Genomic DNA, 21,094 nt, shown 5'->3' on the forward strand with positions numbered 1-21,094 from the left:
ATGATAGGAAAAAATTTTAAGGCTGGTGTTAAGGCAGCTGTGCCAACAGCTCTGGGTTATATTAGTATTGGGTTAGCCTGTGGCATTATTGGTGCTTCTTATGTCACTCCTCTTGAAATGGCACTGATGAGTATTCTTGTCTATGCAGGAAGTGCTCAGTTTGCTATGCTAGCGCTTCTCGCTATCCATGCACCGGTGACAGCTATTGTTCTGACAGTCTTTTTAATCAATTTGCGTCTATTTTTGCTGGGACTTCATACATCTACTTTTTTTCGACATGCAAGTCTATGGCAAAATATCGGTATCGGAATCCTTTTGACAGATGAAACATACGGCGTTTTACTAAGTGAGCACGTTCATACAAAGGATATTTCGCTTCAATGGATGTATGGAAATAATATAACAAGCTACCTTGCTTGGATGATAGGAACGGTGGTCGGAACGACATTAGGAAGTCTTTTGCCGAATCCAGAAGTGTTTGGATTAGACTTTGCTCTAGTTGCCATGTTTATTGGTATTTTTTCTTCCCAATTTTTAGTGATGCTACATAAAACAAAACTTCAAAAACTAATCGTAATTTTGGTTGTGGTAGCTTTATCGTTCTATGCTTTAAGTATGCTTGTTTCTTCGTCTTTAGCTGTTCTAATGTCGACCTTATTAGGCTGTGCTGTGGGGGTAATGCTAGATGATAAATAATTATATTTTTGTCGCTATTCTTTTCTCTGCCCTGGTGACATGGTTATCACGGATTACTCCATTTATATTGGTGAAATATCGTGGTTTGCCTAAGATTGTAGAACGGTTTTTACAGTATTTACCAATTTCTATTATTTTTGCCTTGATTTTATCCAGCATTGTAAATGGGAAGATAGGGCAGTTTCCAACCTTCAAATGGCTAGATTTAATAGCTGTTTTTCCAACAATTTATATTGCTTTTCGCTATCGTAACTTAGTGGTGACCGTGATTTTTGGTGTGATATTGGTAGCTGGTCTGCGATTTATGTTTTTATGATGTGATGGAGAACCTTTATGATTGATAAAATGGAACTAGGTGAATTTTATAGAGAATTACGGATAGCAAGAGGTGTGAAGCAAAATGAAGTTGCGTGTGAAGGACTGACGGCTTCACAGCTTTCTAAGTTTGAGTTAGGGCAATCTATGCTGTCGGCAGATAAATTATTTCTTGCCATTGAAGGAATCAATATGACATTTGCAGAGTTTGCATATAAACTCAATAGTTATCAAGAATCTCAACATGTTCAATTGGGACATCAAGTTGTTGATTTATTTGTTCATCAGGATAAAGACGGCTTGGAGGATCTGCTTCACAAAGTTCAAGAAAAAGTATCCTCTCAACAATATATCCGTCTGAATAAAATTGTGATTCAAAATGCCTTGCACTCCTTGGATTCTAGTTATATTTTAAAAGAAGAAGATAAGCAATTTATAACAGCTTATCTTTTTGCCATTGATTCATGGACTTGGTTTGAGTTATATCTATTTTTTAATACGATGCCCTTTTTATCAGACCAAGATCTGCTATTTTTATCAACTGCTTTACTTGAAAAATCACAGGAATTTCAACAATTAATGCAGAATAAACTGTATCTTAAGAAAGGGTTATTAAATGTCATTTCAGAAATGATGGAACGTGAACTCTATCAATACATCAGCATTTTTGAAAGTGAGCTAGAAAAGTTGCTGACACCCTACGATGTCTTTGAAAAATTACTTTTGCAATTTTTAAGAAAAATCAATATCTATCTTCAGACAGGAGGAGAAAATCAAAAAGAGATTGAAGATTTCATTCAATCTCTGAAAGTACTGGATAATCCGCAGTTAATAGCATTATTAACTTTGAAATTACAGCAATATGAAAAATTATTAAAAACAGAAGATAACAGGACAGAAAATAATAATATCCATGATAATAGTGAATAGAATGGCGATAAATTTGCGTTTGCTCATTTAAGCTTTCCTTTTTGAAAAGTAGTATACTCTAAAAATTCAGAAAATTACAATAATTTCAAATTAGAAAGTCTATAGAATAAAAATGTCAAATATGCGATTTTAAAGAAATGGTGAATTTTAATGATATACTAGTCACATTAAGCATTAAATGATAATAAAGAGTTGCAAGAAAAAATCAAAAGAATATTAACACGTTCTTATCGAGATAAACATCATTTATTAGTTTTTCAAAGTGAAAATAATCGTCAAGATGTTTTTGACTTTGGAATTGGGACATTAGGAATTTATTGGGCATTATTGGGGAATAAATTCCCGTTTGAAACACACTTGGAGGGATGAAATTGAATATTTTTCTTTCAAATCGAAACTTTAGGCAACTTTCAATAAATGAATGGATTTCTACATTTGGTGATACAGTTTTTTACTTAGCGTTTATCAATTATGTATCTTCTTATGCTTTTGCACCTCTTGCGATTCTTATGATTACAACATCTGAAACATTACCGCAAATTATGCAGATATTCACAGGAGTTGTAGCGGATTTTCAAAAGAATCGGATTGGAAAGTACTCTGTTTTAATGTTTGTTAAGTTTGTCCTGTACGCAACTGTAGCATTGATACTGGTCGGGACAAAATTTTCACTTGTTTCTGTTTTTCTTATTTGCCTCATCAATTTTGTATCGGATACGATTGGTTATTTTTCAAGTGCTATGATAACGCCTATTTATGTAAAAATTATTAACAATGATATGACATCTGCGTTAGGTTTTAAGCAAGCGACAGCAAATTTAGTTCGTGTCTTTGGTAATCTAAGCGGAGGCGCCTTGATTGGTTTTATCAATATTGGAATGTTTGCCGGGATGAATGCCTTAACTTTTTTATTTGCGTTTTTTGGTATCTTATTGATTAGAACAAATCTTGTTCGTTTTGAAGAACAGATTGAAATTACACAGGCTTTAGATAGCAAAAATTTTTGGAAACATTTGCTGGATTCTTTAAAGATTTTAGGAAGTCTTGGAAATATTATTAGACTGATTGGGATTTTATCCATCAACCAAGCTGTCATAAATGTCACGATTCCTGTGACGACGCTTTTGTTAATAAAGTATCCTTTCGCTGGCTTAGAAACTGGTCAATCCATAGCTATCTTAACAACAGTTGAATTGATTGGTATAGTGTGCGGTAATTTCCTAAGTGGCAATGTGATGAAAAAAATGTCAACAAAAACAAGTGTTTATCTTAGCCAAGTGATGGAATTCGTGATTTTAGTCGGATTTTTGAACAATAATTTTCTAGTTGTCTTACTTGCTGCTTTTGGCAATACATTTTCAATTGGAATACTAAGCCCTCGTCTTCAACAATCTGTTTTTAGATTAGTACCGGAGCAATCAATGGGTGCTGTACAGTCTGGGATTAGTATGCTCAGTATTGTTTTGCCAGGAATTTTATCTATAGTACTTGTTGGGATAGCAAGTAGTCTGGGGGTAGTATATGTTGCTGTATCATTAGGAGTTCTATTATTTTTAGGAATGTTTTTAGTTTATTCAATAAAGAATATTGCTGAATAGAAATTAAAGTGAGGCATCATTTAGACAATCTGTGACTTTCATCTATCAAATAAACATTCTGCTTTGGAAATGATTTGCAATCAATTACTAAAGTAGAATTTTTTTGGTAAAAAATACCATTCAGAACCAAATAACTACCATTCAGGATTTTGATGAATTTTTTTGATAGAGATTTGATAGAATTAAAGGAGATACAAAATTAAATACAACCTTTCAATTGTTAGAAGAACAAAATTTAGCACAAATAACGGGCGGAAATCTAGCAACAATCACTCCTAGAGGTGGTCCGGGTACCCCTTATGGAACTCCCGGCATCTATATGGGATGGGGAAATTCTGGTGGTAATGGTGCTTGGGGCTGGGTTGGTCAACTAGCACCTGCTTTTTCAAAGAAAAGACCATAATGTGATGTGATAAAAGATAGAGGGAGGATGCTCTATGTGGAAGAAGACAATAGGATATTATGTATGCATAGGCTGTATTTGCCTATCTTATTATTCTGGTTTAGGGCTGCTGTTTCATTTAGACTTCGTTAGAAGTTTATCAGATGCTTGGTATTATTTTTGGCTAGCAATTGCTACAGCTGTTCATGTGGCTTTATTGACTTTTGTCATTTATAAACATAAAGAAAAATTGATTATCGTTAAACCGCGATTCAAATGGTCTTATCTAGGTTATAGTGTAGCAGGTTTCGTTATGAATTTGCTGTGGAATGCATTGGCGACACTGATCCTTCCGCATGGACAAAATCAAAATGCCATCAATGAAGTTTTGCACTCAATAACAGGTGCTGCTTTATTTTGGGGGATGTGGATTATTCTAGGTATTCTGGCCCCCATTTGGGAAGAATTGATTTATCGAGGTGTTGTCATGACAGCTTTAAAGAAATTTCAAAGCTTCCATTTGGATTTAATCGTTTCTGCTAGTCTATTTAGTATGGGTCATATTGTGCAGTTTGGTTGGTCGACGACGGATTTTATCCTATATTTTGTTCCTGGGCTCATTTTAGGTTGGGTCTTTAGGAAAACAAATGGGATCTACTATAGCATGGCGACTCATGTTGCCTGGAATAGCTTTCTTGCTCTCTTATATACTCTTTCACAAAGATAGTTTCTCCCAGCTATCTTTTTTTGATAAATATTTTAAAAATGTGTTGACTATGACCTTAGGTCAGGGTGTATAATCATCATTGTAAGGAGGAAATCATGTATCAAATCAAAGAAGCTGCGCAGCTTTCTGGTATTTCTGTTAAAACGTTGCATCACTACGATAAAATTGGACTGTTGATTCCGCAAAAGTCTGAAAACGGGTATCGCGTTTATAGTGAGTCAGATTTGGAGCGGTTGCAAATTATTTTATTTTACAAATATCTTGGATTTTCTTTAAAGGAAATAGCAGAGCTGCTAAGTCAGCAAGAGCAGGAATTATTGCCTCACTTGAACAAACAATTGCAGTATTTGCAGCAGGAAAGGAAACATTTAGATACCTTGATTTCTACCTTACAAAAGACAATTCAAGCGCAAAAAGGAGAAAGAAAAATGACAACACAAGAAAAATTTGTTGGATTTACCTATCAAGATCATCAAAACTATCGCGACCAAGCTGTCGAAAAATATGGGCAAGCTGTTATAGATGAAGCGGCAAGTAGACAAGCAGGTCAAGAGGAGCAAGCAACGGAAGCCTTTAATCAAGTATTCCGAAATTTGGCAGAAAATCTACAAGTAGGTTTGAAAGTAGATGCAGCAGAAAATCAAGTGCAAGCAGCTAATCTTTTACAAGCTATCCGAACTTATGGTTTTGATTGCTCGTTGGAAGTTTTTGCTTTTATCGGAAAAGGCTATGTGGCAAATCTTGAGTTTAAAGAGAATATTGATAAATTTGGTTCAGGTACAGCTCAGTACGCTGCAGAAGTGATTACGGCTTACGTTCGAACCAATGCGCAATAAATAGGCTAGGAATTTCCTAGCCTATTTTGTTCTACTTCAAGTCATAAATCCAGTCGTCACCGTCTTTATAGTAAAAAAATTTACTTAAATCGTCTTCTAAAAAAACACGCAGCATCTCAGACATGTCACTGGTTGCCAGCTTTAAATGGGACAGATTTTTAAAATCTTCCCACCAGACCTTTCCTTCATCTGAGGATTGCAGCACACCGGAATAGTCCTCTGTCTTGTAGAGCAGTACGACATAACGAAAAGCCTCGTCATCATACCAATCCTTTATACCGCAAAGTTGAGGCTTGGAGATGGTTAGTCCAGTTTCTTCTTTGACTTCTCTGATAACTGCATCGGTAAAAGATTCTCCGCGCTCTACATGCCCGCCAGGAAAAGTAATGCCGGGCCAGTCAGACTTCACTCGTTCTTGGACGAGAACTTTTTCTCCGTCATAAATCATGCACATGTTAACAAATTCTACATTTTCGAGTCGATTCATTTTATGATTCCTTTTGTTTGAGCTGAATAGTAAAATATGAGCAATCACTCATAATGCATACTCCCTGCCACCCAGCCGGTACAAAGAGCTACGGTGATGTTAAAACCGCCAGTATGAGCATTGATATCTAACACTTCACCAGCAAAATGTAGACCAGGTACGAGCTTGCTTTCTAAGGTTTTTGGATTGATTTCTTTGAGACTGACTCCGCCTTTTGTGACAAAAGATTTTGCCAGGGACATCTTACCTGTGACTGGAATGGTTAATCCCTTGATAATACTGAGAAGCTCTTCTTTTTGTGTAGGAGTGAGTTGTTTGACTTTTTCAGGAAAGCCTTGAACAAAAAATTCAGCCAAGCGTTCAGGGAGTGAGGCTTTCAAGGCATTCTTCAAGGATTTTTCCCGATTTTCTTCTAAAAAGTCTGCCAAATCCTGTTTACTCATCTGTGGCAGAAGATCTAGATAGATGGTTTCGCCGCCTTTGACAAAGCTAGACAAGCGCAGAGCTGCCGGACCGGATAGGCCAAAGTGGGTAAAGAGCAAGTCGTGAGTGATGACATGTTTATCGTAGCTGAGAGTGACGTCTTGAAGGGAAATTCCTTGTAAATCCTTGTGTGGGAAGTCAGTCAAAAGCGGGCTTTCAGCAGCTTCTAGCTCGGTAATCGTATGTTTGAAATGGCGAGCAATCTCATAGCCAAAGCCGGTAGAGCCAGTTGAAGGATAGGACTTGCCACCTGTTGTGACAATTAAGCGGTCGCAGCTCCACCTGCATTTACTTGATTTGATGATAAAGCAATCTTCATTTTTCTTTACGGAAACCACTTCTGTCTGTGTTTTAATTGTAGCATCTAGCTCTTTCATTTTTTGTTCTAAGGCTTCAATAATCGTCCGAGACTTGTCTGTAGCTGGAAAAACACGACCGTGGTCTTCGACCTTGAGTTTGACACCATTCTCTGTAAAAAAGTTGATGATATCATAATTGTCAAATTGAGAGAAAACGCTGTAGAGGAAGCGACCATTGCCAGGAATGCCAGCCATGAGGTCATCCAAGTTACCGTTATTAGTCACATTGCAGCGACCGCCACCTGTTCCAGCTAGTTTTTTACCTAATTTTTTATTTTTTTCAAGGAGCAGGGTTTTCTGTCCATAAAAAGAACTGGAAATGGCAGCCATCATGCCGGCAGGACCACCTCCGATAACGATTGTATCAAAATGGTTCATAGTATCTCTTTCTTTAGATAAATCTGTAAGGAATCTTTAAATTTCATTGTATCATAAATGCAGTGAAATTCCCTAAAATCCAGAGCAAATTTGACAGTTAAGCCTTGATATGATAAGATTTAGGTATCTATATCTAGAAAAAGTTTCAGAGGAAATTATGGCAATTGAAAAAACAGTCAGCGAGTTAGCCGAAATTTTAGGAATTAGCCGTCAGGCAATGAACAATCGAGTTAAAACTCTTGCACCCGAAGATACTGACAAAAATGAAAAAGGGGTCACTGTTGTAACGCGTAGCGGTTTGATAAAACTGGAGGAAATCTACAAAAAGACGATTTTTGAAGATGAACCAGTCAGCGAGGACGTGAAACAGCGTGAACTCATGGAAATTTTAGTAGATGAGAAAAATGCTGAAATCGTGCGCTTGTATGATCAGCTAAAAGCAAAAGATGTTCAATTGGCTAAAAAAGATGAGCAGTTGCGTGTGAAAGATGTTCAAATTGCTGAAAAAGATAAGCAATTAGATCAACAGCAACAACTGACTGCAAAGGCCATGAATGAACGTGAAACGTTGCTATTAGAATTAGACGAAGCTAAGGAAAAAGTACAAGCACAAGAACAAAAAGGCTTCTTTGCAAGATTATTTGGAAGATAATGAGAATCTCGGTTGAAGAAACTGGGATTTTTTTATAGAATGAAAAGTATGGTAAAGGAAGAACTAGCAAACAATATCAATATCCTTGGCTCTTTTTGTGGAAAACGCGATTTGCCAGAATTAACACAGTTAGCATTGAAAAAGAAATATCACTTGAAACAAGTTGATGTCATGGTTCTGTTTGGCGGAAGTATTTTGGCAGGTGGAGACGTTTTGGCGCAGGCTATGTTAGAGGGAATAGCAAAGACTTATATTATTGTCGGTGGGGCAGGACATACGACGGAGACTCTTCGGCAAGTGGTCGCAAAGGAATATCCGAAAATAGGAACCCAAACTTTTTCGGAGGCAGAAATTTTTAATGCTTATTTGAAAGAAAGGTATAATTTAACGGCTGATTACTTGGAATCTCACTCGACTAATTGTGGGAACAACATCACTTATTTGTTGGATTTGCTGAAAAGAGAGAAGATTGATTTTCATTCTATCATTCTTAGTCAAGATGCGACAATGCAGGCGCGTATGGAAGCGGGAATCAGGAACTATCTTTCTCCAGATACATGTATCATCAATTTTGCTACTTATCAGGCTGATGTAACCGTAAAGAATCAGAAGCTTGAATTTAAACAGTCTATTTACGGTATGTGGGAAATAGAGCATTATATCAGTCTGTTGATGGGAGAAATTCATCGTTTGTCAGATGATGAATCGGGCTATGGACCAAGGGGAAGAAGCTATATTTCGCACGTAGAAATTCCTATAGAGGTTAGAACTGCTTTTGAAACATTAAAGAAAAGTTATGGAGATTTGATTCGCATAGCAAATCCTCTCTATGCTTCTACTGATGAGATAGTTAAAGGAGAACGATGAAACAACGTTTAGACTTTCATAAGCTGTATTACAACCTTGATAAAATTTTATTTTTATTTTTTATCATTTTTATGGTAATGGAGTATCTCTGGTTACCTTTTAATTCCTGGGCTGCAGATTCTTTGCTGAGGCTGACAGGTTATCAATTTTTATCGTACAATAATGTCTTAGCGGTACTATCCAGCAATCTGTTGCTAACTCTAGCATTTATTGTATTATTTTTGGTGAACCTGCTAGTCGCTTATTTTCAGGTTGGTTTGCTCTTTTTAGGTGCTCATAATTTGCTGACTCAGCAGGGAAGTACACTTTTTGCATTCACTAAAAAAACAGTCTCTGATGGTTTTTCACTTTTAAAACAAGTTCGTCCCAGCAAAGTTGCATTTGTTTTATTGTACATTGCTTTGCTTTTTCCGTTCATTCGGAAAATCTTGAAAATTTATTATTTAAATAAAATTTTAATTCCGAATTTTATCGTGTCTTATTTACGAGATACTTACTTTTTAGCTGGAATTGGACTTGCTTTACTAGTATTGCTGATGCTGTTGATTGCTGTCCGTTTGATGTTTGCGTTGCCAAAAATTCTGATTGAAAATGTCTCTGTCAGAGAAGCGGTTCGATTTAGTTTGGAAAAAACACATAAGCGTTTGCTGTTCTATTCTTGGCACTTATTTTGGATTGTTACCAAGAGTTTTCTACTCTTTTTTGCCATAACGATTCCATTATTGTGCCTTCAAACTTATACGGACGGTCAGTCCAATCAAACTGCGCTTATAACCGGAGTTGTCAATTATGTGCTGATGAAAACGACTCACTATTTGATGTTGACCTATTTTTTAGTTAAATTTGTAGCTTTTTTGACAGAGAAAAGACTTTGTCACAGTGCACGCAGGAAGTTAGATCGACTCTATCGTTGGGTTGTTATGTCGATTGCTTTTTTAGCATTTGCAGCTGAGGGTTATAGCTATCTTCAGATTCCGTTGAGCAACAATCCTGCTGTGATTTCGCATCGTGGTGTTTCACAGGCAAACGGTGTCCAAAATACGATTCAATCGTTAGAGAAGACAGCCTTATTAAAGCCAGACTATATTGAAATGGACGTTCAAGAAACAAAGGATGGACAATTTGTCATGATGCATGATGCGAATTTATCTGCCTTGACTGGAGTTAACGCGAAGCCACAAGATTTGACGTTGACAGAATTAACAGCTTTGGATGTTACTGAAAATGGCTATCGTACAAAGATTTCGAGTTTTGATGCTTATTTAAAACGTGCTAATGAATTAGGTCAACGCTTGCTGATTGAAATAAAAACCAGTAAGAAAGATTCGCCTGATATGATGGATCGCTTTCTGAATAAATATGGGAACACCATTAAACAATATGGTCACCAAATGCATTCACTGGATTATAAAGTCATCAATAAAGTAGTTAAATATGATGCCAGCATTCCAACTTTTTTCATTCTTCCTTACAATACCATTTTCCCACGCACTAAGGCAAGTGGCTATACAATGGAGTACTCCACACTTGATGATAATTTTATTTTCAAGCTGTGGCAAACGGACAAGAAACTGTATGATTGGACGGTCAATGATGAAAATGCTATTTCAAAATCGTTGCGTTTAGGTGTAGATGGCATTATCACTGATGATGTGCAGTTAGTACAAACAGCTATTAAAGAATTGCAAAATAATCCTAAATACACCGACTTGCTAATCAATCAAGCTTTTGACTTTTTTAATTTTACATAAGACAAGCCCCTCTTAGTAATGAACTAGGAGGGGTGTTTTGACAAAAATCTTTTTGTGATAAAAATATCTAAAAAAGATTGACGGCGTTTTCTCTATGTGCTATATTATTTTGTAGAGAGGAAGCAACTATTTTAGAAATGAGGTATAATATGACAAAAAGTAAATTAGGATTTATAGCTGTACTAGCTACTCTTCTTTTGACAGCAGGTTTGGTTGGTGCAAGAGGCAGACAAATAGGTCAACTTTCCCGCTTTCGGATTACTCCTGCCTTTGCAGGAACCTCTTACTTGCAGAAGATGAATAGTAGTTACTATGTTGTGAATTTAGATTCAAAAAGTCCACAAATTCGTGTAAAACACTATTTGGCAAATTCAAACGGAGCACGTCGGAGTGATGTTGACCTTACTTGGACAGGGCAACGTGGAGTTTATACAAATAATGCGCAAGCTGGTTATATTTACAACTTGAATTTAGCTCGTGAAAATTTTTGGGATGGCTCTTTCTTTATTGATGGAAGCTGGTCTCCAGACTCACACTAATCGGATAGTATAGTATTTTTACGAAATAGTTTCTTCCTCGTTTTTTAAAAGGAGACTAAAATGGTCAAATATAAGTTATTCCCTTTTCGACGCTCAATGTTCCTGATTCCCATTTTATTTTTAGGGATGATTTATCATGCTGCCATCGAACATATTTTGTTTTTTAATCCCAAAGCTCCAGACTTGGCTAAACTAGATGGAGCGGCTATCAAGCAACAATATTTACGAACAATGTTATCTATCCAGGGTAGTTTATTTGAGTATAATTTTTTCCAATCTTTCATATTTCCTATTCTTATCGTCTTTGCTGTTTTTATTTATCATTTTGTTAAAACCCGTCATCTGAAGTATGTAATTGGGAAGCAGAGGGATTATGATCGTAGGCTTTTTTCTTTAAAATGTCAAATGGGAGGATTGATTGTTGGGTTATTTACCATACTATTGCTAGTAATCATTGGTATTGCTCTAGTGATAAACAGGATGGAATATCCTCAATTAGAAATGTATTTTAATCCTCATTCTATATTAAGGATTTTTGCGCGCGGTACATGGGCTTATTTGCTTTATTATTTTTTGATAAAAGCAAGCGCTCTCTTTGGTCAAACACTCTTTGCCTGCTATCTTGTTGATTATTATGTTAGTTTCCCAAAAGCAGCCCTTTTATATTTATTCCTATTGTGGGGCTTAGCACCAATTTTATACAGCTTTTTACCAGTTTATCTGGTACCAATGTCGAATCTTATGATTACGGCTTACGGAGGTGTTTCACTGTGGCAAGTAGCGCTGACCTACCTTCCGTTTTTGCTTATGTATGGAGTCTTAAAAGTGAGAAAATCTTATGAGGTGGATTAAAAGATTTGTTTTCATTAGTAAAAGTGTTCTTACTTGTGTCATGATTTATCTGTTAATGACCAAGTTTAATGATCGCCATCTAACAGATTTGAAGCAGCTACTCACTTACCAAATCCTATATCCTTTTCCTGTCTTCCCACAAGAAAATTTCAATTTTTTAAGAGTAATTATGATTTTAGGCTTATCTTTTACTAGCTTTTTCATGACCTTTCTTTTACTGTCAGATTTATCAAATGGAGGTAGGGAATTAGTTCGTTTTCATTCAAAAAATAGCATGGACTATAAATATAAAATAGGAAAAGTCGTTTTACCGCACTATCTAGTAGAGTTTATCGTACAAGCTGTGTGCATTGTAGGAGTAGCATTAACCTTACCAAGTCTTTCTTGGAATCTAGCAGAAGTTTTGTATCTCTTAGTGTCTTGGTTTGTGGTTGATTGGCTATGTTTTTCAATGATTGAACTCTATAGCTCCTCATCTGTTATTGTCATTATGGCTCTTGCAGGGGAAATTTTAGTGCGATATCTATTGATGACCTATATAGGGTGGTTTGTGTTTATCATAGTAGCTTTATTTTTATTAGAATCGTATTGGAGGGAGAGACAGCATGTTAAAAATTGAACATGGTTTTAAAACCTATAAAGGAAATGTTGTTCTAAATGATATTCATTTGACATTTGAAAATCATCATATTTATGGCTTAGTGGGAATCAATGGTTCAGGTAAAACCTTGATTTTAAAAGCTTTAGCTGGTTATATAAAATTGGATAAAGGTACTGTTTATCAGGATAATATCCAAATTCGTAAGCGAAAAAACTATATTGAAAGAGCTGGGGTTTTGATCGAAAATCCAGAGTTTATTTCCCATTTATCATTGTTGGAAAACTTAGAATTAGTTAAACAATTATGCCGCCATAAGAAAGAAATTGATTTATCTTATTGGATTTCTTTGTATGGTTTAGAAAAATTCACACATACTGCTTATAAAAATTTATCACTTGGTACTAAGAAAAAAATGGCGTTAATACAAGCATTTATAGATTCTCCTGAAATCTTAATTTTAGATGAGCCAATGAATGCTCTTGATGAAAAAAGTGTAGCTGTCACACAAGACTTGATTTTGAAGCAAAAACAGAAAGGGTTGGTCGTATTATCTTCCCATTTAGCTTCTGATATTGATAATCTTTGTGATGTAGTTTATCGCATTCAAGAGGGGAAGGTGGTATAATATAGAGAGCAGAATAAAAGGATTGGTAGAATGAAAAAGGAAATCGCAGATTTAATCAAACGTTATCGGAAGAGACGCGGAATGTCTCAAAAAGAGCTGGCACAAGGGATTTGTGCACAGGGAATTATCAGTCGTATTGAAAGAGGTGAAATGGTTCCCTCTACCGATATTTTCTTTGGTTTAATCAAAAAATTAGAAATTGATATGAAACAAGTGGAAGAAATTTTTGCGATTCATTCAACTAATCATGATGTTTATTCAAAAGAAATTCAAGAGTTATTTTATAAGCGAGATCATCAGACACTGCTTTATATTGTTTCAAACTTTCCAGTTGAAAACTTCACCCCAAAAGAACTACTATATGTGGATTGGTATAAAGCTATTTTAGACTATCATCATTTTTCAAATTTTGAAAAATCTAAAAAGGAATTAGAAGTTTTAGCAGAATCTTCTAAGGAATATCCTGAATTGCACTTAAGAGTGTTAAATAGTTTGGGCAATATCTATATGGGAGAAGAAGACTATGAACAGTCCATGTCTTACTTTTTAGAAATTCTCCCAAATTATAAATTGTTGAATCAATTAGAATATGAATGGAGCTTTCTGATTAGCATATCTAGGTGCTATTTTTGCTTGAACGATATCGAAAAGGCGCTTTATTATAATACAATTGCTATCGAAAGTGTCCTAGAGCATAAATCGCTTTATCTCTTGGGGGAATTGTTATTGATGCAAGCCAATATTTTTAAAGCTCAGGGCTTAATGGAAGAAGCGTTGACAACTTGCAAAAGATCAATTGTTCTATTTGAGTTGGAAAATAATAGGCAGTTGAAAAATATTGCTCTATCATTGCAGTCTAAACTACAGAAAGAGGTCAAAAATGAAGACTGAATGGAAAAAATTGTTTTTAGGAATTATTGTAGGAGTTATTCTATTTACGCTGATAGGAGATTTACCACCAATAAAATGGTAAGATATTAAGAAAAAGAACAGCCATTAAGTGAGTATTTAGCGGCTGTTCTTTTATAGTTTGATAAAATTAGTTTTGAATAGATTATTCTAATGCCTAAAACGGCATTTTCCCTGCGAATGCACCTAATTTTTTCTTTGTTGCATTATCAATCTCATCAAGAGCTGCATTGATGGCTTGGGTTGTCATATCAGATAAAGTTTCTAAATCTTCTGGATCTACAACGGCTTCTTGAAAGTCAATTTTGACGATTTTTTTATCACCTGTAAGGGTTGCGACTACGAGACCTTGGGCAGATTTGCCAATAAATTCTGTCGCAGCCAGTTCTGCCTGTCCTTTTTCCATTTGTTTTTGTAGCTTTTGTGCTTGTTTCATCATTGATTGCATGTTCATCATTATTTGGGTTCTCCTTAATATTCAATAGTTATGATTTTATTTTAACACATCTGGTATATCTAGGCTAGATTTTTCTAAATCAATTGTTAAGTGATAGTCGGTATTATCACGGACAGTGTGTTCAAAGTCAGTAGTATAAAGAACAAGACGGAGTGTATCACCTGCTGCCATTTTATAGATAGTGGGTTGAAGTTCAAAAGAAAATTCCATCCATTGATCTGGTGTGGCTTCTTCGACTGTTAGCAAATCAGTGCGATTTTGAAGATTTAGGAAACCTTTGGTGATGACGCGATGTGGTGTTTCTTTGAAGGGTAATTCCATCAAATGTTCCAACATATAAAAGCGACCGTTATCCATAGCTTTTGGTGCAAGTACACTAGGTAGTGGAAGGAGTCGTTTAGCTTGACCAACATCCAGTAATTGTGCAGAAATCAAGCCTTTATCAGTACTGGATTTAAGGCGAAGGTTAAGTTTAACAGGGCCATTTAAGAATAAATCTTTTTCCAGTGTCACATTCACTGTCACTTGATTGAGTTTTCCGTCAAAAAGTTCATTTTTGAAAGTCTGATAAGTTTTGCTAAAACGGTCGTAGTCTTCTTGAGCATATTGGTTTGGGATAATTTGTGTGCCTTTACCTAAGTTGAAATGAGTGCCGTACTTCTGATCGCCAAATGTTTCTAAAGACAGCCAACTTTGAGCCTGACGATTGTCTTGCCAAATCACAGTTGGTAATTCAAAGCGTGAATCGTAACTCAGTAGTTTCTTACTAAGAAGTGCATTCATAGCTTCACGAAAATCAATAGATTGCCAATTGTTCATGTAAACGTGAGCGCCGTTATGGAAAAATAGATGTTTTTTGAGATGTTTTGGTAGTGCGTGGAACATATTGTAAACATTCAGCGGTTTGACATTCCAGTCTTGCGATCCGTGCGTAAAGACAACCTCAGCTTTGACTTTGTGGGCATGGATAAGGTAATTGCGATCATGCCAAAATTGATTATAGTCGCCCGTTTTACGATCTAGATTTTCTTTTAATTCCGCCAGATGAGCTTGATATGCAGTATTGTGACGAAGATTTTCACCAGCTAAGAGGTTGCGTGAGTAAGTTAATTCAGTCAAAGAGTCAAAATCTTCACCAGGATAGCCCCCAGGACTTGTCACCAAACCATTTTCACGATAATAATTGTACCAAGAAGAAATGCCAGCTTCAGCAATAATGACCTCAAGACCATCTACGCCAGTTGTAGCCAGCCCATTTGACAGAGTTCCGAGGTAAGAGATTCCTGTTGTAGCAACCTTCCCATTGGACCAAGTGGCTTTGATTTCTCGTTGTCTGGTATGGTCAGTAAAAGCACGACAGCGACCATTTAACCAATCAATAACATTTTTATAAGCCTCGATTTGATAATAATCTCCGCTCGTCATGAGACCGTTAGAGTCCTTTGTTCCCACACCTGATACATATAAATTAGCAAAACCACGAGGAAGAAGGTAGTCATTGAGTGTATAAGTTCCGATATGACCGAGTGTTTCTTCTGCTTGCTCAACTAATGTAGCTTGTCCTTGAGGCTCAATCAAGTGCACTTCTGGGTCATGAACAGTAATTTTTCCAGTTTCTTTTTTAATCAAGTCCACATTCATGTTATACAGAGCTTTGTCGCTAGCCTTATCATTCGTTCCTTGATGATAGGGACTAGCAGTCATAACCGCAGGAATTTGTCCGTCAAAACGAGGACGAATGATACTGACCTTAATCAAATCAGGTAGACTATCCTTATCAGTATCCACGCGCGATTCTACATAGGCAACTTCACGGATAGCATTGTGGCTAGTAAAAGTAGCTAAACTCTTTCCGTTGAAATAGTGATAGGTGTTGTCTTCGGGGATCAAGCCGTCGCTGATGAGTTTGTCAATCAAAAGATTACCATTTTTGGTGCGCGTATTGAGCAACTGATAGAGATTTTCAAGTAGGTTTCCATAGATAATGGGGAAATTTACGTTTTTTCGGAACTTTTCTACATCGTCAAAGTCAACAAATGGCACAAATTCTAGCAATTGAAAAGCAATCGTATAAAAAATTTTTGCTGTCAATTCCTGATTGGACGTAAAAAAGCTGAGTAAGTCTGTTTTTGAATTGGCAACCAAAGATTTTAAGGCATAGTCTGTATTTTTATAATTAAAAAAAGTTTTACGTACAAAAGTCTCTAAATTTTCTTTATCAGAATACTCTTGGCGGAAAGAAAATCCAATGCTTTCCATTTCAGCTAGGATTTTTTCGCTTGTTTCTGGTGTATAACTATACTGGTTGTAACGCATATTTTTACTCCTTTTTTTACATTTTCTCAAAAAATAACCTTTACATTATCCATTGTAACTGATAAAATAGGATTTGTCTAAAATTTTTTAATGAAAGAGGAGAACAAAAATGGACGTCACATGGATTGTGAAATATATTACAGAATTTCTTGGAACGGCAATTCTCATTATCTTGGGGAACGGAGCTGTTGCCAATGTTGAGTTAAAGGGTACGAAAGGTCATCAAAGTGGCTGGTTAGTCATTGCAGTTGGTTACGGTATGGGGGTTATGATTCCTGCTCTTATGTTTGGAAATGTATCAGGAAACCATATCAATCCTGCTTTCACACTAGGACTTGCGATTAGCGGTTACTTCCCTTGGGTGCAAGTCGCACCTTACATTATTGCACAGTTATTAGGAGCAATGTTTGGTCAAGCACTAGTAGTAGCAAGTCACCGCCCTTATTACTTACAAACAACCAATCCAAATGCTATTTTGGGTTCGTTCTCAACCATTGTGAATACAGATGATGGAAGCAAGCAATCACATGCTGCTTCTATGATAAATGGTTTTATCAATGAATTTATTGGATCGTTTGTGCTGTTCTTTGCGGCAATGGCGATGACCAAAAATTATTTTGGTGCAGAAGTTATCAAATACGCTGCAACTCGAGGAGTTGATGCAACACAACTTCAAGGAAAAGTTGCCATTGGATCCCACATCAATGCTGGTCTCGCTGTGGCTCATTTAGCGCTTGGTTTTCTTGTGATGGCATTGGTAACATCACTCGGTGGTCCTACAGGTCCAGGTCTGAACCCTGCACGTGACTTAGGTCCACGTATTCTTCACTTCCTTCTTCCGAAATCAGTTCTTGGTGAACATAAAGGAGATTCAAAGTGGTGGTATGCTTGGGTACCAGTCGTATCTCCGATTCTTGCCGGTATTGTTGCTGTGGCACTTTACAAGTTGATTTATGGATAATCCGTAAAAATGAAGAACGGTTCTTGCGAGCCGTTTTTTGATGGGCAAGCGATAGATTGAGCTAAAAATGGGAAAGTGACTAGACGCTTACTGAGTGAAAATGTTATACTGGCAGGTTAGAGATAACAAATGCAATGAGTTTGAGACCAAAATGTTTCAGCCTCTTACAATATATATTATTTTTACAACGAAACGCAGTGGTTGACTGGTAGTTCTAAATTCTTGCTGTGTGAAAAATGGCAACAAAGTTAGTCATTATGCGGGAGTGAGAAGGCAAAATCGTTTTTTGCGAAATACCGATTTTGTCCTGCTCCCATCTTTTATTTGGGAGAGATGAGATGGAATTAGATAGATTAAGTGGCAGACGGACACTGTTATTCGGCATTTTGGCGATTCTTTTTGGAGCCATTATTATCGCAAATGGTGTTAATGTTACAAAATTTGCTCTAGATTTATTAGTCATTTACTTTTTATTTGTCGGAGTTAGCAACCTCTTCTTTCGTTTTTTAGTCAAGAAGAATCGTATTAGTCTAAGCTCTGCTTTTTTTCATGTTCTTGTAGGACTGGTTGTTGGTTTTCTTAATCGTGCCAGTAATTTGCCGGTCAATATTGTCATTATCATATTAGGATGCTATCAACTGTGTACGGCAGCTGTCTATGGCATTACTTATCTTCTTTATCGTCAAAATAAATTAAAAGGTGGTTTTCGCTATTTTTTTGATACCGTACTTTATGGAGGAATTGGTTTAACAACCATTTTTTCACCCAGTACAGATGGGCGTTTACAATTTTTGATCGTTGGTATTTACCTGATATTGTTAGGCTTTTCCAATGTTCGTGATGGTGCTTTTTTCAATACAGATTTGGAGCAAAAGCAGCTTTGGCGTCGTATTCGGATTAATCTGCCTGTCATTATTGCCGCCTTTTTTCCAGTAGAGCAATTGAATCGTTTCAATCATTTGTTGCAGGGTGAAAAACGAGGTCACCAAAAAGTTTACAGCCGTATTCAAAATGATCAAAAGTCGGTTGACTTAGAAGTGCTCGTTCATACATCGGATCAAAATCTTTTTGGGATGATTGGGCACGTTGATATTTGCTATCAAGGAAAAGTTATTTCTTATGGTAGTTATGATGTCTTTTCTGAGCGTTTATTTGGTACGATTGGAGATGGTGTTTTGTTTAAAGTGGATAAAGATGCTTATATTGACTTGTGCAAAGAAGAAAGCAAAAAAACCTTGTTTGGTTATGGTTTGTCTTTAACAGATGCACAAAAACGTGCTGTGGAGAAACGCTTGGCTGAAATTGATGAACTACTGGCAGTGTGGAATCCATCGGCTGAGTTAAAAAATAATGAACACACATATGCTTATAAATTGAAGCATGGATTAGGAGCTCAATTATATAAGTTTAAAACGAGTCAGTTTAAAACCTATTTTATCCTGTCTACTAATTGCTGCTTACTTGCAGACAGTATTATTGGACAGGCTGGAACAGCTATTTTAGATATGCGTGGGATTATTACTCCGGGAACTTATCAATCTTACCTTCAATATGAATTTGAGTCAGCGAATGATTTAGTAGTGGCGCAAAATATTTATCAGTAATAGTACAATTTTTTCTATTTGAACATAAATATTTGTAAAATATACAAAAATTATTTAAAATAGAAAGGCTTGGAGGAAGTTATGCATTCAACAAATAAAATTGTAAATACGATACCAGTATTAAAAATCAATAATCGGAAAAACAATCTTGCCTTTTATTGTCAAACTTTAGGGATGAAAGATCTGTTAGAAGAAGGAGCTTTTGTCAGTCTTGGAGATCAAACAAAGGTTGAAAAATTACAGCTAGAAGAGTCACCCAGTATGCGGACTCGCAAAGTTGTAGGAACAAAGAAATTAGCTAAAATTATTATCAAAGTAGCCAATCCACGAGAAATTGAAGCGCTTTTAGCGCGTGGCAATAAGATTGATACGCTGTATCAAGGGAAAAATGGTTATGCCTTTGAAGCAAGCTCTCCAGAAGGAGATAAGTTTTTATTGCATAGTGAGGAAGACTGGACGACTTTGGATAGAATGCTGATAGCCCCAGCATTTGAGCCACTAGAGGATTTTATTGGACTTAGTCAATTTACCATAGAGAAAATTCAGATTAACGTTCTAGATGAGGAAAAGGCAGTCACTTTTTATCGGGAATGGCTAGAAAATCAGTCTATTCTAGCATTCTCACAAGCAGATGGGCCAGATTTGGTGACAGAGAGCAGTCAAACTTGGGACTTGGCAATGTTTAAATTTACCGTTGAACAGTTCGACGTAGCAGCTTTGCAAACCTTATTTCAAGGAAGAGAAAATTTTATACCTAAATCGGGTAAATTTTTCTTAACAAAAGATGACAGCCAGATTGAAGTTTGGATTGAAGCAGTATGAGTTTGAATAAGATTCTCTCAAAAGTCGAACAACAGATATTGCAGCAAATCTATCCTGGAGCTAGCTTAGCTTTATATGCTCATGGAAAGTGGCAAGAATACTATTTTGGTGAGAGCAATCCTGAACAGGGTGAGAAAAGTCGGGCGGGATTATTGTATGACTTGGCAAGTGTCAGTAAGGTTGTGGGTGTCGGAACGATACTTGCTTTCTTGGTGGATCAGCAAGCTGTTGATCTTAATCAGCCTTTGACGAATTACTACCCAGCTTTTCAGGATGATTCTGTCACGGTGAGGCAGCTAGCCACTCACACATCAGGGGTCGATCCTTTTATTCCCAATCGTAATAAACTCAATGCCACAGAATTAACGGATGCCTTGAATCATTTGACAGTACTAGACGACAAGAGTTTTCGTTATACAGATGTGAATTTCTTGTTGTTAGGGTTTATGTTGGAAGAAATCTTTGGTCAATCTTTGACTGGCATATTTAAGCAGAAGATTTTTCAACCATGGAATATGAAAAAAACAGTCTTTGGACCTGTCGCACAGGCAGTTCCGACTGTTCGTGGTGTGAAAGCAGGAATTGTACATGACCCAAAAGCGCGTGTATTGGGCAGACATGCAGGGAGTGCGGGTCTGTTTTCTACTGTTCAGGATTTAGAAATATTTTTGGAACATTATTTGCAGGATGATTTTGCAGCAGCTTTGCGGCAAAATTTTTCAAAAGAAACCGGTAAAGAGCGTAGCCTTGCTTGGGATTTAGATGGAGAATGGCTGCAGCATACAGGCTATACAGGAACGTTCATTATGTTTAATCGTGCGCAGCAGAAAGCAGTTATTTTTCTTTCCAATCGGACGTATGAGAAGGATGAACGTGAGCAGTGGATTTTAGAACGCAATAAGCTCATGGATGTTATAAAACAAGAACTGTAAAAATGAAGACAGTAA

The 21,094-nt window shown here is 36.5% G+C and carries 23 protein-coding genes; 19 read left to right on the forward strand and 4 right to left on the reverse strand.

All coding sequences use genetic code 11. The annotated features are described in order from the left end of the window. The 7 genes from HMPREF2542_RS03335 (at position 1) to HMPREF2542_RS03365 (ending at position 5,484) form a co-directional block, all read left to right on the forward strand. The gene (locus tag HMPREF2542_RS03335; protein WP_058670067.1) at positions 1-696 is read left to right on the forward strand and encodes an AzlC family ABC transporter permease; all 696 of its coding nucleotides are present in this window, start codon (positions 1-3) and stop codon (positions 694-696) included. After that, positions 686-1,012 (forward strand): AzlD domain-containing protein, encoded by a 327-nt coding sequence (locus HMPREF2542_RS03340; RefSeq protein ID WP_049476304.1) that lies wholly within the window; start codon positions 686-688, stop codon positions 1,010-1,012. The genes HMPREF2542_RS03335 and HMPREF2542_RS03340 overlap by 11 nt, the downstream gene beginning before the upstream one ends. A gap of 17 nt (positions 1,013-1,029) precedes the next feature. After that, on the forward strand, positions 1,030-1,941 hold the full coding sequence (locus HMPREF2542_RS03345) for a helix-turn-helix domain-containing protein (RefSeq protein WP_070484309.1): 912 nt from the start codon (positions 1,030-1,032) through the stop codon (positions 1,939-1,941). A 371-nt stretch (positions 1,942-2,312) separates the two neighbouring features. Next, a complete protein-coding gene (locus HMPREF2542_RS03350; RefSeq protein ID WP_070484336.1) occupies positions 2,313-3,539 on the forward strand; it encodes an MFS transporter in 1,227 nt (408 codons plus the stop codon). A gap of 217 nt (positions 3,540-3,756) precedes the next feature. Next, complete coding sequence (locus HMPREF2542_RS03355) at positions 3,757-3,942, forward strand: hypothetical protein (RefSeq protein WP_070484312.1); 186 nt, start codon at positions 3,757-3,759, stop codon at positions 3,940-3,942. A 34-nt stretch (positions 3,943-3,976) separates the two neighbouring features. Then, the gene (locus HMPREF2542_RS03360; protein WP_070484315.1) at positions 3,977-4,648 is read left to right on the forward strand and encodes a CPBP family intramembrane glutamic endopeptidase; all 672 of its coding nucleotides are present in this window, start codon (positions 3,977-3,979) and stop codon (positions 4,646-4,648) included. Positions 4,649-4,743: 95 nt separating this feature from the next. Continuing rightward, positions 4,744-5,484, forward strand: coding sequence for a MerR family transcriptional regulator (locus HMPREF2542_RS03365; RefSeq protein ID WP_070484318.1), 741 nt, complete (start codon positions 4,744-4,746; stop codon positions 5,482-5,484). Positions 5,485-5,515: 31 nt separating this feature from the next. Here the strand turns inward: HMPREF2542_RS03365 and HMPREF2542_RS03370 are convergent, their stop codons facing one another. Together HMPREF2542_RS03370 and HMPREF2542_RS03375 are read right to left on the reverse strand one after the other, a co-directional pair. Then, positions 5,516-5,971: an 8-oxo-dGTP diphosphatase gene (locus tag HMPREF2542_RS03370; protein ID WP_070484321.1), complete on the reverse strand. Its 456-nt coding sequence runs from the start codon at positions 5,969-5,971 to the stop codon at positions 5,516-5,518. 44 nt (positions 5,972-6,015) lie between these two features. Beyond that, on the reverse strand, positions 6,016-7,191 hold the full coding sequence (locus tag HMPREF2542_RS03375; protein WP_070484324.1) for an aminoacetone oxidase: 1,176 nt from the start codon (positions 7,189-7,191) through the stop codon (positions 6,016-6,018). Positions 7,192-7,348: 157 nt separating this feature from the next. Here HMPREF2542_RS03375 and HMPREF2542_RS03380 point away from each other — a divergent pair, with 157 nt between their 5' ends. The 8 genes from HMPREF2542_RS03380 (at position 7,349) to HMPREF2542_RS03415 (ending at position 13,969) form a co-directional block, all read left to right on the forward strand. Continuing rightward, positions 7,349-7,843: a DUF536 domain-containing protein gene (locus tag HMPREF2542_RS03380; protein WP_003029403.1), complete on the forward strand. Its 495-nt coding sequence runs from the start codon at positions 7,349-7,351 to the stop codon at positions 7,841-7,843. 48 nt (positions 7,844-7,891) lie between these two features. Then, a complete protein-coding gene (locus tag HMPREF2542_RS03385) occupies positions 7,892-8,710 on the forward strand; it encodes a hypothetical protein (protein ID WP_070484339.1) in 819 nt (272 codons plus the stop codon). Then, on the forward strand, positions 8,707-10,461 hold the full coding sequence (locus HMPREF2542_RS03390) for a glycerophosphoryl diester phosphodiesterase membrane domain-containing protein (protein WP_070484327.1): 1,755 nt from the start codon (positions 8,707-8,709) through the stop codon (positions 10,459-10,461). Before HMPREF2542_RS03385 ends, HMPREF2542_RS03390 begins: the two co-directional genes overlap by 4 nt. A gap of 149 nt (positions 10,462-10,610) precedes the next feature. Further along, positions 10,611-11,000, forward strand: a complete 390-nt coding sequence (locus HMPREF2542_RS03395) for a hypothetical protein (protein WP_003034674.1) — start codon at positions 10,611-10,613, stop codon at positions 10,998-11,000. 60 nt (positions 11,001-11,060) lie between these two features. Continuing rightward, a complete protein-coding gene (locus HMPREF2542_RS03400) occupies positions 11,061-11,852 on the forward strand; it encodes a hypothetical protein (protein WP_070484329.1) in 792 nt (263 codons plus the stop codon). Beyond that, positions 11,839-12,471 carry a hypothetical protein gene (locus HMPREF2542_RS03405; protein ID WP_020999434.1) on the forward strand — a complete coding sequence of 211 codons (633 nt, stop codon included), beginning with the start codon at positions 11,839-11,841 and terminating at the stop codon, positions 12,469-12,471. Before HMPREF2542_RS03400 ends, HMPREF2542_RS03405 begins: the two co-directional genes overlap by 14 nt. Next, positions 12,458-13,078 (forward strand): ATP-binding cassette domain-containing protein, encoded by a 621-nt coding sequence (locus HMPREF2542_RS03410; RefSeq protein WP_003034658.1) that lies wholly within the window; start codon positions 12,458-12,460, stop codon positions 13,076-13,078. The genes HMPREF2542_RS03405 and HMPREF2542_RS03410 overlap by 14 nt, the downstream gene beginning before the upstream one ends. 30 nt (positions 13,079-13,108) lie before the next feature. Continuing rightward, entirely contained in the window at positions 13,109-13,969 is an 861-nt protein-coding gene (locus tag HMPREF2542_RS03415; protein WP_003034626.1) for a helix-turn-helix domain-containing protein, read from the forward strand. A 175-nt stretch (positions 13,970-14,144) separates the two neighbouring features. Here HMPREF2542_RS03415 and HMPREF2542_RS03420 read toward each other — a convergent pair whose 3' ends face one another. Together HMPREF2542_RS03420 and HMPREF2542_RS03425 are read right to left on the reverse strand one after the other, a co-directional pair. After that, the gene (locus tag HMPREF2542_RS03420; RefSeq protein ID WP_058670074.1) at positions 14,145-14,444 is read right to left on the reverse strand and encodes a YbaB/EbfC family nucleoid-associated protein; all 300 of its coding nucleotides are present in this window, start codon (positions 14,442-14,444) and stop codon (positions 14,145-14,147) included. 36 nt (positions 14,445-14,480) lie between these two features. After that, positions 14,481-16,760, reverse strand: coding sequence for a Xaa-Pro dipeptidyl-peptidase (locus HMPREF2542_RS03425; protein ID WP_058670075.1), 2,280 nt, complete (start codon positions 16,758-16,760; stop codon positions 14,481-14,483). Positions 16,761-16,869: 109 nt separating this feature from the next. Between HMPREF2542_RS03425 and gla the strand changes: the two genes are divergently transcribed. The 4 genes from gla (at position 16,870) to HMPREF2542_RS03445 (ending at position 21,079) form a co-directional block, all read left to right on the forward strand. Beyond that, entirely contained in the window at positions 16,870-17,721 is an 852-nt protein-coding gene (gla, locus tag HMPREF2542_RS03430) for an aquaglyceroporin Gla (protein ID WP_006269234.1), read from the forward strand. A 338-nt stretch (positions 17,722-18,059) separates the two neighbouring features. Next, complete coding sequence (locus tag HMPREF2542_RS03435; protein WP_058670076.1) at positions 18,060-19,325, forward strand: hypothetical protein; 1,266 nt, start codon at positions 18,060-18,062, stop codon at positions 19,323-19,325. 81 nt (positions 19,326-19,406) lie between these two features. After that, a complete protein-coding gene (locus tag HMPREF2542_RS03440) occupies positions 19,407-20,147 on the forward strand; it encodes a CppA N-terminal domain-containing protein (protein WP_058670077.1) in 741 nt (246 codons plus the stop codon). After that, positions 20,144-21,079: a serine hydrolase domain-containing protein gene (locus HMPREF2542_RS03445; protein ID WP_058670078.1), complete on the forward strand. Its 936-nt coding sequence runs from the start codon at positions 20,144-20,146 to the stop codon at positions 21,077-21,079. The genes HMPREF2542_RS03440 and HMPREF2542_RS03445 overlap by 4 nt, the downstream gene beginning before the upstream one ends. Positions 21,080-21,094 lie beyond the last annotated feature (15 nt).

Origin of the sequence: Streptococcus sp. HMSC034B05 (assembly GCF_001809055.1) — a bacterium.
GTDB lineage: Bacteria > Bacillota > Bacilli > Lactobacillales > Streptococcaceae > Streptococcus > Streptococcus constellatus.